Genomic DNA, 14,527 nt, shown 5'->3' on the forward strand with positions numbered 1-14,527 from the left:
AGTAACAGCAGAAGCAGACGACATCCTGGCGAAGGGGAGCGGTACGTGAGCGAGAGCAGCGCGGAGGCCGTCACCGGCGTCGCCGCGGCGGCCGTCGCCTCCGCCGCGGCGAGTGCCGGGAACTGGCGCAAGGCCGGTGTCGCCGGTGTGGCCATAGGCGTGGTCGCCGCGGGCGCCGCCGCCGGAGTCGCCATAGAGCGCCTCACGGTCGGCCGCGGCATGCGCAGAAAGGCACGGCTCGCCCTCGACTCGACGGGCCCGTACGGCTCGCTGCGCGGCACACCGGGCAAGGCGTACGCCGACGACGGCACCGAGTTGTACTACGAGGTGGACGACATCGAGCAGGACGTCACCTTCACCCCGCGCCGCCGGCGGCTCTTCGGACGCAAGGCCCCGGCCCCCGTCACCGTCGTCTTCAGCCACGGGTACTGCCTCAACCAGGACTCCTGGCACTTCCAGCGCGCCGCGCTGCGGGGTGTGGTGCGCACGGTCCACTGGGACCAGCGCAGTCACGGGCGGTCCGGGCGCGGCGCCGCCCAGGTGCAGGACGGCACGCCGGTCTCCATCGACCAGCTCGGCCGCGACCTGAAGGCGGTCATCGACGCCGCCGTGCCCGAGGGGCCGATCGTGCTGGTCGGACACTCCATGGGCGGCATGACGGTCATGGCGCTGGCCGACGAGTTTCCGGACCTGGTGCGGGAGCGGGTGGTCGCCGTCGCCCTTGTCGGTACGTCGTCGGGGCGGCTCGGCGAGGTCAACTTCGGGCTGCCTGTCGCGGGCGTCAACGCGGTGCGGTGGGTGCTGCCCGGCGTACTGAAGGCTCTCGGGCAGCAGGCCGCCCTGGTGGAGCGCGGGCGGCGGGCCACGGCAGATCTTTTCGCGGGGATCATCAAGCGGTACTCGTTCGCGTCCCGGGACGTCGACCCGGCCGTCGAGCGATTCGCCGAACGGATGATCGAGGGCACCCCGATCGACGTGGTCGCGGAGTTCTACCCGGCGTTCACCGATCACGACAAGACCGAGGCGCTGACCCACTTCACCGAGCTGCCGGTACTGGTGCTGGCCGGGGTCGGGGACATGGTGACGCCGAGCGAGCACAGTGAGGCGATCGCGGACCGGCTGCCGGACGCCGAGCTGGTGCTCGTACCGGACGCCGGGCATCTGGTCATGCTGGAGCACCCCGAGGTGGTCATAGACCGTCTCGCCGACCTCCTCATGCGCGCGGGTGCCGTCCCGGCAGGGGCTACCGTGGGTGGCTATGGAAGCACCAGCAGCACCGCACAACCAGGCTGAGCCCACGCGGGACGGGGCCGGCGTGCAGATCATCGTCACCTCGCCCGAGCAGATGCGCGACCTCGGCCGTCGCCTGGCCAAGCTGCTGCGCGCGGGCGATCTCGTGATGCTCAACGGTGAGCTCGGCGCCGGCAAGACGACGCTGACCCGTGGGCTCGGCGAGGGGCTGAGCGTGCGCGGCGCGGTCACCTCCCCGACCTTCGTCATCGCCCGCGTGCACCCCTCCCTCGGCGGGGGTCCGCCGCTCGTCCACGTGGACGCGTACCGCCTGGGCGGCGGGCTCGACGAGATGGAGGACCTCGATCTCGACGTCTCGCTGTCCGACTCGGTGATCGTCGTCGAATGGGGCGAGGGCAAGGTCGAGGAGCTGACCGACGACCGGCTGCATGTCGTCATCCACCGGGCCGTCGGTGACACCACGGACGAGGTACGGCACGTCACGGTGACCGGGCTCGGGGGGCGCTGGGCGACGGTGGAGCTGAGCGTGCTGGCGGCGTGAGTCCTGGCACAGGTTCATGACGGTATTCATGAAGGGATTCATGAAGGTTCCGACAAGTCGTCGGCAAGATGTTGCGTTCGGCATCCCGGCCGTGGTCACATGGACATCAGTCCGTAGTTAGGTCTACCTAACCACGCTTGCCCCCGGAGCCCCAGGAGGCGTTCATGTCGGCTTCAGAACGTGACGTGCCGGAGCAGCCGTGCGGGGTGGGTGGAGTGGCGGGGGTGTCGATGCGGGACTTGTTGGCGTCGTGTGCCGCCGCTGCGGCGGTGTCGCTGCCGCCGCGGGTGCCGTTGCCGGAGGTGCCGCGGGTGGTTGAGGAGCCTCGCCGCGAGGCGGCGTAGGCGCTCCGCTGGAGGGGCGGTTCTTCGGGTGCGGGTGCGTTGTGGCTTGTCGCGCAGTTCCCCGCGCCCCTGAAAGATGCGCCGTTCCCCGCGCCCCTAAGAGGTGGCCCCGCTGGTGGCGGCTTGTTGGCTGCGGGGCGGTGGGGGCTGGTCGCGCAGTTCCCCGCGCCCCTGAAGGGCGCGGTTTCCTGCGCCTCTGAAAGCGCGGCTCTCGCTGGGGCTAGCGGATTACTACGATTTTTACGCCTACTGTTGCGAACTCCCACATTGCGGTGCCGTCTGTGCGGGATTCTCGGATTCCGCCGAGCTTTCGGGCGGGGTCGGGGGCGGCTGTTGAGCCGTTCAGGGCGGCGCTGAAGCCGATGGCGATGTCGTCGACGAGCGTGAACCGTACGACGTGCTCGATCTGGACCCCGTCCGATCCGGTGACCTCTTTGGAGCGCGTGGTGACGGCGTAGGTGCCGACGGCCGGGTCCACCGTGCCCGGTGTGACCTTGAAGGTGCGCTGGGCCTTGTTGTTCGCGTCGACGAGCCACACGCGGTCGTCGTCGACCGAGTAGACGACCCGCTCACCGGCGCCGGACTGGGCGGGCAGCGCAACCGGGTTCTTCTTGTCCCGGGGGGCCTTCGTGGCGGTGGCCTGGGGGGATGTGCCGGTACGGGGCTGGGCCAGCTCCTCCGGTACGTTCGCCGATGCCTGGTAGGCGAGGAAGCCCACTACGGCGATGGCCGCGGCGGTGAGCCCGGCCACGAATCCCGAGCTGCTCCTAGCCACCTGTGTGCCCACCTCTCGTACCGTGTCCGCGCCCTGTATGTCCTTTGTGTTGACGGTAGCAGCAGGGGCGCGGCGGACGGCGGCGGCCGTACTCCGGTCCGCGGGACACCCCCCGAGCGCCGTAGGCTGTTTGCGTGCTCTTGCTCGCTCTGGATACCGCAACCCCCGCCGTGACCGTCGCCCTGCACGACGGCACGTCCGTCCTCGCCTCCTCCAGCCAGGTGGACGCGCGTCGGCATGGAGAGCTGCTGCTGCCGACCGTCGACCGGGTGCTCGCCGAGGTCGGCCTGCGGCTCGACGCCGTCACCGGCATCGTCGTGGGCGTCGGCCCCGGCCCGTACACGGGGCTGCGCGTCGGCCTCATGACCGCCGACACCTTCGGCCTCGCGCTGGGCGTGCCCGTGCACGGCCTGTGCACCCTCGACGGGCTCGCGTACGCGGCCGAGGTCGAGGGTCCCTTCGTCGTCGCTACGGACGCGCGGCGGAAGGAGGTGTACTGGGCGCGGTACGCGGATCCCCGTACGCGTGTGTCGGAGCCCGCCGTGGACCGGCCGGGCGACCTCGACCTCGGTGGGCTGCCCGCGGTCGGCGCGGGCGCGCTGCTCTACCCCGACACGTTCCCGGACGCCCGCGCGCCCGAGCGCGTCTCGGCGGCGGCGCTCGCGTCCCTGGCCGCGGAGCGGCTGAACGCGGGCGAGGAGCTGGAAGCGCCCCGGCCGCTGTATCTGCGCCGGCCGGACGCCCAGGTGCCCAAGAACTACAAGGTGGTCACCCCGAAGTGACCACCGAGCTGCGCGAGATGCGCTGGTGGGACATCGATCCCGTACTGGAGCTGGAGAAGGACCTCTTCCCCGAGGACGCCTGGTCGCGGGGGATGTTCTGGTCGGAGCTGGCGCATGCGCGCGGCCCGGAGGCGACGCGGCGGTATGTCGTGGCCATGGAAGGGGAGCGGCTCGTCGGGTACGCAGGGCTGGCCGCCGCCGGTGACCTGGGCGACGTGCAGACGATCGCCGTGCGCCGCGACCAGTGGGGCACCGGCCTCGGCGCCCGGCTGCTGACCGAACTGCTGCGGGCCGCGACCGCGTTCGAGTGCGCCGAGGTGATGCTCGAGTGCCGGGTGGACAACGTCCGCGCGCAGAAGCTGTACGAGCGCTTCGGCTTCGAGCCCATCGGCTTCCGGCGCGGCTACTACCAGCCGGGGAACGTCGACGCCCTGGTCATGCGCCTGCATGCTCCTTCGGCCGCCATACCAGGAACTCAAGAAGCGCAAGAAACACAGGAAACACAAGAAGCACAAGGGACACGAGGAACCGAGATCAATGGCTGACGAACCGCTCGTCCTCGGCATCGAGACCTCCTGCGACGAGACCGGCGTCGGCATCGTCCGCGGGACCACCCTGCTCGCGGACTCCATCGCGTCCAGCGTCGACGAGCACGCCCGTTTCGGCGGGGTCGTGCCGGAGGTCGCCTCCCGCGCGCACCTGGAGGCGATGGTGCCGACCATCGAGCGCGCGCTGAAGGAGGCGGGGGTCAGTGCGCGCGATCTGGACGGGATCGCCGTCACCGCCGGGCCCGGACTCGCCGGCGCGCTGCTCGTCGGGGTGTCGGCGGCGAAGGCGTACGCGTACGCGCTGGGCAAGCCGCTGTACGGCGTGAACCACCTGGCCTCCCACATCTGCGTGGACCAGCTGGAGCACGGCGCGCTGCCGGAGCCGACGATGGCGCTGCTGGTCTCCGGCGGGCACTCGTCCCTGCTGCTGTCCACAGACATCACCTCTGACGTACGGCCGATGGGCGCGACCATCGACGACGCCGCCGGCGAGGCCTTCGACAAGATCGCCCGGGTGCTCAACCTCGGCTTCCCCGGCGGTCCGGTCATCGACCGGTACGCGAAGGAGGGAGACCCGCGGGCCATTGCCTTCCCGCGTGGGCTCACCGGGTCGCGCGACCCGGCGTACGACTTCTCCTTCTCCGGTCTGAAGACCGCCGTGGCCCGGTGGATCGAGGCCAAGCGGGCGGCGGGGGAGGAGGTGCCGGTGCGGGACGTCGCCGCTTCCTTCCAGGAGGCTGTGGTGGACGTGCTGACCAGGAAGGCTGTACGGGCCTGTCGCGACCAGGGCGTCGATCACCTCATGATCGGCGGCGGGGTGGCCGCCAACTCCCGGCTGCGCGTGCTCGCCCAGGAGCGCTGCGAGGCCGCCGGGATCCGGCTGCGGGTGCCGCGGCCCAAGCTGTGCACGGACAACGGTGCGATGGTGGCCGCGCTGGGTGCGGAGATGGTGGCGCGGAACCGGGCCGCGTCCGACTGGGATCTGTCGGCGGACTCTTCGCTGCCGGTGACCGACCCGCATGTACCGGGGCACGGACACGGGAACGGGCACTCGCATGATCATGTGCACGAGGTCTCGAAGGAGAACCTCTACTCGTGACCGTCGCGCTGATGTGGGAGGCCCGGGCCGTCGCCGGGCGGGGCGAGGAGCTGCTCGCCTGGGTGCGGGCGCAGGAGTTGCCGGGGGCGCCGCTGCGGCAGGAGGTCCTGCGGGCGCCGCAGGACCGGGTGCTGGTGATCACCTGGTGGGATGCTGCGTACGACGCCAAGGTGCCCGAACTGCCTGAGCCGGATGGGGAGTTGGTGACTCGGGCCGTGCATCGGTGGCGGTTCGAGTCGGTCTCCTGACGCTCCTGTCCTGTCCCGGGCTTCACGCCGACGGAAATTTTCCGGAAGACTCCTGCAATGTTTCGCCCGTGGGTGTGGAACGGTAGAGGGGCGCTTGGACATGTCGACGGAGGTGGGCGCAGTGGCCCGGGAGAGCATCAAGAACAAGGTGACGATCACCGAGATCGCCCGGCAGGCCGGGGTCTCGGTGCCCACCGTGTCGCGTGTCGTCAACGGTCGTTCCGACGTGTCGCCGGAGACCCGGGCCCGTATCGAGGACCTGCTGCGGCACCACGGCTACCGGCGCAGGGCGGCCGCGCCCGGTGACCGGGCGGCCCTTGTCGACCTGGTCTTCAACGACCTCGACAGCCCCTGGGCCGTGGAGATCATCCGGGGGGTGGAGGAGGTTGCCCATGCGTCCGGGGTGGGGACCGTGGTCTCGGCCATCCATGGGGCGTCGGGGTCCGCGCGGCAGTGGATGACCAATCTGCGCGCCCGTGCCTCGGACGGCGTGATCCTGGTGACGTCTGTTCTCGAACCTCGGCTGCACGAGGAGCTGCGGCGGCTGGGTGTGCCGTTGGTCGTCATCGATCCGGCGGGGTCGCCGACGCTGGACGTGCCGACGGTCGGTGCCGCCAACTGGGCGGGCGGGATGGCCGCGACCGAGCATCTGCTCGGCCTCGGTCATCGCCGGATCGGGTTTGTCGCCGGGCCGGTGCGGTTGCTGTGCTCGCGGGCTCGGCTGGATGGGTACCGGGCGGCGCTGGATGGGGCGGGGGTCTCGGTTGATGACGCGTTGATCGTGCCGGGCGACTTCTATCACCAGGCGGGGTTCGACGGGTGCAATGCGCTGCTTGATCTGGATGAGCCGCCGACCGCGTTGTTCGCCGCGAGTGATCAGATGGCGTTGGGGGCGATCGAAGCGTTGCGGCGGCGTGGGCTGCGGGTTCCGGAGGACATGAGTGTCGTCGGGTTCGATGATCTGCCGGAGGTTCGGTGGTCGGCTCCGCCGTTGACTACGGTGCGGCAACCGTTGGCGGAGATGGGGAAGTTGGCTACTCGGACGGTGCTGCGGCTGGCGCTGGGGGAGGAGCCGGCGTCTCCTCGGGTTGAGCTGGCTACGGAGTTGGTTGTGCGGTCGAGTACGGCGCGGAGGGTTTGAGCGGGGTCAGGTCGGCTTTTGGCTGCGGGTTCGGTGGGGGCTGGTCGCGCCCCCGCGGCGGAGCCGCACATGTCACAGCCCCGCGCCTCTGAGAGATGCGCAGTTCCCCGCGCCCCTAAGAGGTGGGCCCGTTGGAGGCGGGTTGTTGGCTGCGGGTCCGGTGGGGGCTGGGCGCGCAGTTCCTCGCGCCCCTGAAAGATGCGCCGTTCCTCGCGCCCCTGAAAGATGCGGCCGTTTCCCGCGGCCCTGAGGTGCGCCAGTGCCTGCGGCCCTGAGGTGCGCCAGTGCCCGCGCCCCTGAGATGCGCCAGTGCCCGCGGCCCTGAGATGCGCCAGTGCCCGCGGCCCTGTGTGGGGTTGGTGACTCCCTGGTTTGTCAGAAGCGTTGACACGTCTGTTGTGTCCCCGTAACTTCCGGCGCACTCGACCGATAATTATCGGCTCTCTTCCGGAAGGTGTGCGATGCGAGCGTTGGGCAACACCTCTCTCTCCCGCCGTGGGTTCCTGGCGGCCTCCGCGGCGACCGGACTGGGGGCGGCCGCCCTGAGTGCGTGCGGCTCCTCCGACAGCGGGAACAGCTCGGGCAAGACCACGATCGAGTGGTGGAACATCACCACCACCGAGCCCGCGAAGAAGCTGTGGGCCCAGCGCGCCAAGGAGTTCGAGGCCGCGCACCCGGACGTGAAGATCAAGATCGTCACGCTGGAGAACGAGGCATACAAGTCCAAGATGACGGCGCTGACCACCTCGGGGAAGCTGCCGGACATCTACCACACGTGGGGCGGCGGGGTCCTCAAGCAGCAGATCGACGCCGGCCTGGTCGAGGACCTGACGGAGAAGGTCTCCCCGTGGACGGCGAACTTCGTGCCCGCCTCCCTGTCGGCCTACCAGTTCGACAAGCAGACGTACGCCGTCCCGTTCGACATCGGCATGGTCGGCTTCTGGTACAACAAGGCGCTTTTCAAGAAGGCGAAGATCGACACCCCGCCCACCACCTGGTCCGGCTACCTCGATGTCGTCCGAGCCCTCAAGAGCGCCGGGATCACCCCCATCGCCCTGGCCGGCAAGGAGAAGTGGCCCGGCATGTACTACTGGGCGTACCTGTCCATGCGCGTCGCCGGGCTCGAAGCGATGCAACAGGCCGCCACCGACGCCGACTTCACCGGTGAAGGATTTGTCACGGCCGGTCAGCACCTCAAGGACCTCGTCGCGCTCGAACCCTTCCAGAAGGGGTTCCTCGGCGCGGCCTACTCCACGCCCACCGGCGAGGCGGCCGCGATGGCCAACGGCAAGGCGGGCATGGAGCTGATGGGCCAGTGGGCGCCGATCGTCCAGAACGACTCGGGCAAGGGCCTCGGCGACGACCTCGGCTTCTTCTCCTTCCCCGCGGTGGAAGGCGGAAAGGGCGCGCTCACCGAGGTGTTCGGCGGGGGCGGCGGTCACGCGGTGCGCAAGGGCGCACCCGACGCGGCGGTGGAGTTCCTGAAGTTCTTCGCCGAGAAGGAGTTCGCCGAGAAGCTCGTCAAGGACACCGGCCTGATACCGGTCTCCAAGGACGCCCTCCCCGCACTCACCGACCCCAACCTCACCGCCGTATCGGACGCGCTGACCAACGCCACCGGCTTCCAGCTCTACCTCGACCAGGCGTACACCCCCGCCGTCGGGCAGGAGATCAACGACAGCGTCGCCGCGCTCATCGCGGGCTCCAAGTCCCCCGAACAGGTCACGCGTTCGGTCACCCAAGTCGCCAAGAGCGAGGGCTAGCGGCCGCCGATGACGCACTCGACGACACCGACGTACGCGGTCGACCTCGGCAAGTCCTCCGAGGCGCCGCTGCCCCTGTCACCCGGGCCGGCGACTCGGCGGCCCGTCGCGCGCCGGCTGCGTGACTGGCTGGGGGCCTTCGTCTTCACGGTTCCGGCGCTGGTCCTGTTCGGGATGCTGGTGCTGGTCCCGATGGGCTACGCGATGTACATCAGCTTCTTCAACTGGGGCGGGTTCGGGTCGCCCACGGACTCCGTGGGGCTCGACAACTACACCCGGCTCCTGGACGACCCGGTGTTTCTCGGGGACCTGTGGCGCGGCTTCCTGCTCGTCGCCTTCTCCGTCGTCCTCCAGCTGCCGTTCGCGCTCGCCATGGCCGTGATGCTCAACCAGAAGCTGCGCGGCCGGGCCGTCTACCGGATGCTTTTCTTCGCGCCGTACATCCTGTCCGAGGTCATCACCGGCGTGCTGTTCAGCATGATCTTCGCGCCGGACGACGGTCTCGCCGACAGGGTCTTCGACGCGGTCGGGCTCGGCGGCGTGGGCGGGCTCTGGTTCGCGGGGCCGGACACCGTCCTGCCCACCCTCTTCCTCGTGATGACGTGGAAGTACTTCGGCTTCCACATGATGCTCTACCTGGCCGGCCTGCAGGGCATCCCGGCGGAGTTGCACGAGGCGGCGCGCATCGACGGCGCCGGCAGCTGGCAGCGCTTCCGCCACGTCACGCTGCCGCTGCTCGCGCCGACCCTGCGGATCAGCGTGTTCCTGTCCGTCATCGGCGCCATCCAGCTCTTCGACCTGGTGTGGGTGATCTCCGCGGGCGGCCCCGACCACCACTCCGAAACCATGGCCATCAGCATGTTCCAGTACGGCTTCAAGCGCTACCAGATGGGCTACGCGAGCGCCATCAGCGTCGCGATGTTCCTGATCAGCCTGGTCTTCGCGCTCGCCTACCAGCGCTTCGTGCTGCGCCGCGACACCGAAGGAGCCATCACCACCATGCGAGCCAACCGATGAGCGGATCCCAGAGCGTGGTGCGCCGCCGATGGCTGCGCACCCTCCCGGTGTACGTGATCCTGTGGCTGGTCGGCGCGGTCATGGTGACCCCGGTCCTCTATGCCCTCGTCTCCGGCTTCAAGTCGACCGACCAACTCTCCAGCAACACCTTCGGCCTGCCCGACCCCTGGGTGACGTCGAACTACACGTCACTGCTCGGATCGGGCACGTTCTGGCGGTCCGTCGGCAGCAGCACACTGATCGCGGTGGGCACCGCGATCCTGACGGTGGGGGCCTCGGCGCTCGCCGCCTACGCGCTCGCCCGATTCGCCTTCCGCGGGCGGGAGGTGGTGTTCACCCTCTTCACGATGGGGCTGATGTTCCCGTTCGCGGTGGCGATCCTGCCGCTGTTCATCCTGCTCCGCACCTTCAACCTCCTCGACAACCCGTGGGGCGTGATCCTGCCCCAGGCCGCCTTCGGCCTGCCCATGACGATCGTCATCCTGCGCGGCTTCTTCCGGGAGATCCCCGGCGAGCTGGAGGAGGCGGCCACGCTCGACGGCTGCTCCCCCTTCGGTTTCTTCTGGCGCATCCTGCTGCCGCTGGCCCGCCCCGCACTGGGAACGGTCTCCGTCCTCGCCATCGTCGGCAGCTGGAACCAGTTCCTGCTGCCCCTCCTCGTCTTCAGCGAACCCACCTGGTGGACGGTCCCCGTCGGTATCCAGCAGTTCCAGGGCCAGTACGCCGCCGATGTGGCCCGCATCTTCGCGTACCTGGTCCTCGCCATGGCGCCCGCCCTGGCCTTCTACGCGGTCGCCGAACGACAGCTGATCGGCGGCATCACGCTCGGCGCGACCAAAGGCTGACGACCAAAGGCTGACGACCAAGGGCTGAAGACCGAACCGCCTTATGTACCGCCTTATATACGTGAGGAGTTACATGACCGACCCCTGGCAGAACCCCGCTCTGCCCGCAGACGTCCGCGCCGCCGATCTGCTCGCCCGTATGACCCCTCGGGAGAAGATCGCCCAGCTCTACAGCGTCTGGCTCGGCTCCAACGAGACCCCGGGCGGGGATGTGGCGCCGCTGCAGCACGCCCTGTCCGAGGACGTGGACCTGGCCGAGCTGTTGCCGCACGGGCTGGGCCAGTTGACCCGCCCCTTCGGCACGGCGCCGGTCGACCCGGCCGAGGGCGCCGCCCGTCTTGCCTCCCTCCAGGAACGTATCCGCTCGGCGAACCGATTCCGGCTGCCCGCCCTCGCCCACGAGGAGTGCCTCACCGGCTTCACGGCCTGGCAGGCCACCATCTTTCCGACGCCGCTCGCCTGGGGTGCGAGCTTCGACCCGGCCCTGGTCAAGGAGATGGCGTCGGCGATCGGAGCCTCGATGCGCGCGGTCGGCGTGCACCAGGGCCTCGCCCCTGTCCTCGACGTCGTACGCGACCCCCGTTGGGGCCGCACGGAGGAGTCGATCGGTGAGGACCCCTACCTCGTGGCGACCGTCGGCACCGCCTATGTCCAGGGCCTGGAGTCGGCGGGCATCGTCGCCACGCTCAAGCACCTTGCGGGCTACTCGGCCTCCCGCGGCGCCCGTAACCACGCGCCCGCCTCGCTCGGCCCGCGCGAACTGGCGGACGTCATCCTGCCGCCGTTCGAGATGGCCGTACGGGAGGGGGGCGCGCGGTCGGTGATGGCCGCGTACAACGACGTCGACGGGCTGCCCGCGCACGCCCACCGCCGTCTGCTCACCGAACTCCTGCGGGGAGAGTGGGAGTTCACCGGCACCGTCGTGTCCGACTACTTCGGCGTGTTCCTCCTGGAGTCGGCGCACGGGCTCGCGGACTCCCCGGCGGGGGCGGCGTCGCTCGCGCTCGCGGCGGGCGTGGACGTCGAGCTTCCGGCGGTGCGGTGCTACGGGGCCGGGCCGCTCGACGAGGAGCTCGTGGACCGGGCCGCGCTGCGGGTGCTGACGCAGAAGTGCGAGCTGGGGCTGCTGGATCCCGACTGGGCGCCGCCGTCCGTCACCACGACTCCCGTCGATCTCGATCCGCCCCATATGCGGGCGTTGGCAGGGCAGTTGGCGGAGGAGTCGGTGGTCCTGCTGGCCAATGGCGGTACGTTGCCGCTGGCGCCCGGGGTGCGGCGGATCGCCGTGCTCGGGCCGCTCGCCGACGACCCGGCGGCCATGCTCGGCTGCTACACGTTCCCCCGCCATGTCCTACTGGACCACCCCGAGGTCCCGACGGGCGTCGCCGTGCCGACGCTGCTCGAGGCGCTGCGTGCGGAGTTCCCGGACGCGGAGTTCACGGATGAACCGGTGGCGGCCGAGGTGTGCGTGGTCGCGGTCGGGGACCGTTCCGGGCTGTTCGGGCGCGGCACGTCGGGCGAGGGGTGCGACGCGGCCGACCTCGAACTTCCAGAGGGGCAAGGGGAGTTGCTGGACAAGGTGCTGGCGTCGGGGACGCCGGTGGTGCTGGTCGTGCTCTCCGGCCGCCCGTATGCCCTCGGGCGCTGGGCGGACCGGTGCGCGGCGGTGGTGCAGGCCTTCTTCGCGGGACAGGAGGGCGGCCCGGCGGTGGCAGGGGTCCTGTCCGGGCGGGTGAACCCGTCGGGACGGCTGCCGGTGAGCGTGCCGCGTGACCCGGCCGGGCAGCCGTGGACGTATCTCGCCCCGCCGCTCGGCCTGCGCGGCGAGGCGAGCAACCTCGATCCGACGCCGCTGTTCCCGTTCGGGCACGGGCTGTCCTACACGTCGTACGCCTGGCAGGCGCCGTCGGTCGAAGACACCGTGTTCCCGACGGACGGCGAGACGACGCTCCGGCTGACCGTCCGCAACACGGGGGAGCGGGCCGGTACGGAGGTCGTGCAGCTCTATCTCCACGATCCCGTGGGCAAGGTGGCCCGACCGGTGGTCCGGCTGGTGGGGTACGCGCGGGTGCCGCTGGAGGCGGGGGCATCGGCAGAGGTCCACTTTACGGTGCCGGCGGACCTGGCCGCGTACACCGGGCCCGACGGTGACCGAATCGTCGAACCAGGGGAGCTGGAGCTGCGGTTGGCGGTGGCCGGCGGCGAAGGAGACGTGCGGTATGCGGTGCCGGTGACGCTGACCGGGCCCGAGCGGGTGGTGGGACCCGGGCGGCGCATGCGGTGTGAGGTGCGGGTGAAGTGAGCTGGTCGCCCCTCCCGGGTTCGAATGTTTCTTACTGGTATTCGAATGTTGCTGACCTGAGTGAGGTCGGAGAGGGGCTGCCAACAGGGCCCACAGGGTTACCATCACGCCCATGAAACCCGCGAAGCCCATGGAAAGTCGGACGACGGACCGGTCCTCGCAGACGGCGACCCTCGCCGAAATCGCCCGCGAGGCCGGCGTGTCCGCTCCGACTGTTTCGAAGGTGCTCAACGGCCGGGCCGACGTCGCCCCGGCCACCCGCACCCGCGTCGAGGAGCTGCTGCGCGACTACGGCTACCGGCGCCGCCGGGCCGAGGCGACCCGCTCGCCCCTCATCGACCTGGTCTTCCACGAGTTGGAGAGCGCCTGGGCGATGGAGGTCATCCGGGGTGTCGAGAACGTCGCGCGGGACGAGGGCCTGAGCGTCGTCCTCTCCGAGAGCGCGGGTCGGCTCACCCCCGGACGCACCTGGGCAGACCAGGTCGCCGCGCGCCGCCCGCACGGCGTGATCCTCGTGCTGTCCCGGCTCGACGAGTCCCAGCGCGCGCTGCTGACCAGCAGATCCATCCCGTTCGTGGTGCTGGATCCGGCAGGCGACCCGGGTGACGACGTACCGTCCATCGGCGCCACCAACTGGCACGGCGGGCTGGCCGCGACGCGGCATCTCATCGAGCTCGGCCACACCCGGATCGGCGCGATCAGCGGGCCCTCGCGGATGATGTGCAGCCGCGCGCGGGTCGACGGATTCAGGGCCGCGCTGGAGACGGCCGGGCTGCCGGTGGACCCCGAGCTGATCAAGGTCGGGAACTTCCATCACGAGGACGGCTACCGGCTGGGCCGCGAACTGCTGGGCCACCCGGACCGGCCGACGGCCGTCTTCGCGGGCAACGATCTCCAGGCGCTCGGCCTGTACGAGGCCGCGCGCGAGCTGGGGCTGCGGATCCCGGACGACCTGAGCGTCGTCGGGTTCGACGATCTGCCGGTGGCGCGCTGGGTCGGGCCGCCGCTGACGAGCGTACGACAGCCGCTGACGGAGATGGCGGAGGCGGCGGCGAAGCTGGTGCTGGAGCTGGGGCGGCAGGAACAGCCGTCGGCCGGAACGCGCGTGGAACTGGCGACGAGACTGGTGGTGCGGAGCAGTACGGGGGTGCCGTCGGCTTAGGGCTTCTCGTTACCGGTGTTCCGGTCATTGACGAGTGGTGCGCCCCGCTCCACACTCTCCGAAGCCAATCGGTTGCCCGGCCGAAACGTTCGGAGGCACCCGCAATGACACCGGCAGTCACGCCCGCAATGAGATCCCTGAGATCTCTTGGATCAGGCTTATCGCTCGCGTCCCTGGCAACAATGTTCACCGGCATCGCCACCCTCGGCGCCCTGCTGGTCGCACGCGCGGCACGTGCAACTGAGGCGTCGGCCTCCAGGCCCATCTGATCCTCGGCCAGGTCCCGTCGACGCTCCAGCAGAACATCCAGCGCTTCGCCGACCTCGGCGTCGACGTCGCGATCACCGAGCTGGACATCCGTATGCGACTCCAGGCCCCACGGGCTTCACCGGGCAGGTCCGGATCGCCTGTTCGGGGGCGGCGCTGTCGTCCTGGAAGGTGAGCTGGACGTACGGCGCGGGGCAGCAGATCACCCAGGCCTGGAACGCCACCTGCGCGCAGTCCGGCGCGGCGGTGACGTGCACCAACGCCTCCTACAACGGGACGGTCCCGAACGGCGGATCGGTGACGTTCGGGTTCAACGCGTCCTGGAGCGGGAGCAATCCGGCGCCGACGTTGACCCTGGGCTGAGGGTGGCCTGAGAAGTCTTAGATTTTCCGAAGGAAAGCGACGAAGGTGTTCCTGCTCGTAATAATTCGGACTTACGTTC

14 protein-coding genes and 1 pseudogene are annotated in these 14,527 nt (G+C 70.1%); 14 read left to right on the forward strand and 1 reads right to left on the reverse strand.

Annotated features, from left to right (window positions below; all coding sequences use genetic code 11):
• The first annotated feature begins 45 nt into the window (after positions 1-45).
• The 3 genes from AB0D57_RS01020 (at position 46) to AB0D57_RS01030 (ending at position 2,136) form a co-directional block, all read left to right on the forward strand.
• On the forward strand, positions 46-1,293 hold the full coding sequence (locus tag AB0D57_RS01020; protein WP_362065518.1) for an alpha/beta hydrolase: 1,248 nt from the start codon (positions 46-48) through the stop codon (positions 1,291-1,293).
• Positions 1,259-1,792, forward strand: a complete 534-nt coding sequence (gene tsaE, locus AB0D57_RS01025; protein WP_362065521.1) for a tRNA (adenosine(37)-N6)-threonylcarbamoyltransferase complex ATPase subunit type 1 TsaE — start codon at positions 1,259-1,261, stop codon at positions 1,790-1,792. The genes AB0D57_RS01020 and tsaE overlap by 35 nt, the downstream gene beginning before the upstream one ends.
• 164 nt (positions 1,793-1,956) lie before the next feature.
• Positions 1,957-2,136, forward strand: coding sequence for a hypothetical protein (locus tag AB0D57_RS01030; RefSeq protein ID WP_362065525.1), 180 nt, complete (start codon positions 1,957-1,959; stop codon positions 2,134-2,136).
• A gap of 220 nt (positions 2,137-2,356) precedes the next feature.
• On the opposite strand, the gene AB0D57_RS01035 is transcribed toward AB0D57_RS01030, so the two are convergent.
• The gene (locus AB0D57_RS01035) at positions 2,357-2,911 is read right to left on the reverse strand and encodes a hypothetical protein (RefSeq protein ID WP_362065528.1); all 555 of its coding nucleotides are present in this window, start codon (positions 2,909-2,911) and stop codon (positions 2,357-2,359) included.
• Positions 2,912-3,045: 134 nt separating this feature from the next.
• Here AB0D57_RS01035 and tsaB point away from each other — a divergent pair, with 134 nt between their 5' ends.
• From tsaB to AB0D57_RS01090, 11 genes and pseudogenes are all read left to right on the forward strand, one after another.
• Positions 3,046-3,693: a tRNA (adenosine(37)-N6)-threonylcarbamoyltransferase complex dimerization subunit type 1 TsaB gene (tsaB, locus tag AB0D57_RS01040; RefSeq protein ID WP_362065531.1), complete on the forward strand. Its 648-nt coding sequence runs from the start codon at positions 3,046-3,048 to the stop codon at positions 3,691-3,693.
• Between the two features lie 17 nt (positions 3,694-3,710).
• Positions 3,711-4,238, forward strand: coding sequence for a ribosomal protein S18-alanine N-acetyltransferase (gene rimI, locus AB0D57_RS01045; RefSeq protein WP_362065685.1), 528 nt, complete (start codon positions 3,711-3,713; stop codon positions 4,236-4,238).
• The gene (tsaD, locus tag AB0D57_RS01050) at positions 4,231-5,340 is read left to right on the forward strand and encodes a tRNA (adenosine(37)-N6)-threonylcarbamoyltransferase complex transferase subunit TsaD (protein WP_362065534.1); all 1,110 of its coding nucleotides are present in this window, start codon (positions 4,231-4,233) and stop codon (positions 5,338-5,340) included. The genes rimI and tsaD overlap by 8 nt, the downstream gene beginning before the upstream one ends.
• Positions 5,337-5,588 carry a hypothetical protein gene (locus tag AB0D57_RS01055; RefSeq protein ID WP_362065537.1) on the forward strand — a complete coding sequence of 84 codons (252 nt, stop codon included), beginning with the start codon at positions 5,337-5,339 and terminating at the stop codon, positions 5,586-5,588. The genes tsaD and AB0D57_RS01055 overlap by 4 nt, the downstream gene beginning before the upstream one ends.
• A gap of 100 nt (positions 5,589-5,688) precedes the next feature.
• Entirely contained in the window at positions 5,689-6,729 is a 1,041-nt protein-coding gene (locus tag AB0D57_RS01060) for a substrate-binding domain-containing protein (protein WP_362065540.1), read from the forward strand.
• Between the two features lie 470 nt (positions 6,730-7,199).
• Positions 7,200-8,492 (forward strand): extracellular solute-binding protein, encoded by a 1,293-nt coding sequence (locus AB0D57_RS01065; protein WP_362065543.1) that lies wholly within the window; start codon positions 7,200-7,202, stop codon positions 8,490-8,492.
• A 9-nt stretch (positions 8,493-8,501) separates the two neighbouring features.
• Positions 8,502-9,509, forward strand: a complete 1,008-nt coding sequence (locus AB0D57_RS01070; RefSeq protein WP_362065546.1) for a sugar ABC transporter permease — start codon at positions 8,502-8,504, stop codon at positions 9,507-9,509.
• On the forward strand, positions 9,506-10,354 hold the full coding sequence (locus tag AB0D57_RS01075; RefSeq protein ID WP_362065549.1) for a carbohydrate ABC transporter permease: 849 nt from the start codon (positions 9,506-9,508) through the stop codon (positions 10,352-10,354). The genes AB0D57_RS01070 and AB0D57_RS01075 overlap by 4 nt, the downstream gene beginning before the upstream one ends.
• Before the next feature lie 73 nt (positions 10,355-10,427).
• Positions 10,428-12,656, forward strand: a complete 2,229-nt coding sequence (locus AB0D57_RS01080; protein WP_362065552.1) for a glycoside hydrolase family 3 N-terminal domain-containing protein — start codon at positions 10,428-10,430, stop codon at positions 12,654-12,656.
• A 112-nt stretch (positions 12,657-12,768) separates the two neighbouring features.
• Entirely contained in the window at positions 12,769-13,818 is a 1,050-nt protein-coding gene (locus AB0D57_RS01085; RefSeq protein WP_362065555.1) for a LacI family DNA-binding transcriptional regulator, read from the forward strand.
• Positions 13,819-14,062: 244 nt separating this feature from the next.
• A pseudogene (locus AB0D57_RS01090) lies at positions 14,063-14,448 on the forward strand (cellulose binding domain-containing protein); the annotation flags it as partial.
• Between the last annotated feature and the right edge of the window lie 79 nt (positions 14,449-14,527).

The sequence above is a fragment of the Streptomyces sp. NPDC048275 genome (assembly GCF_040652275.1).
Taxonomy (GTDB): Bacteria; Actinomycetota; Actinomycetes; order Streptomycetales; family Streptomycetaceae; genus Streptomyces.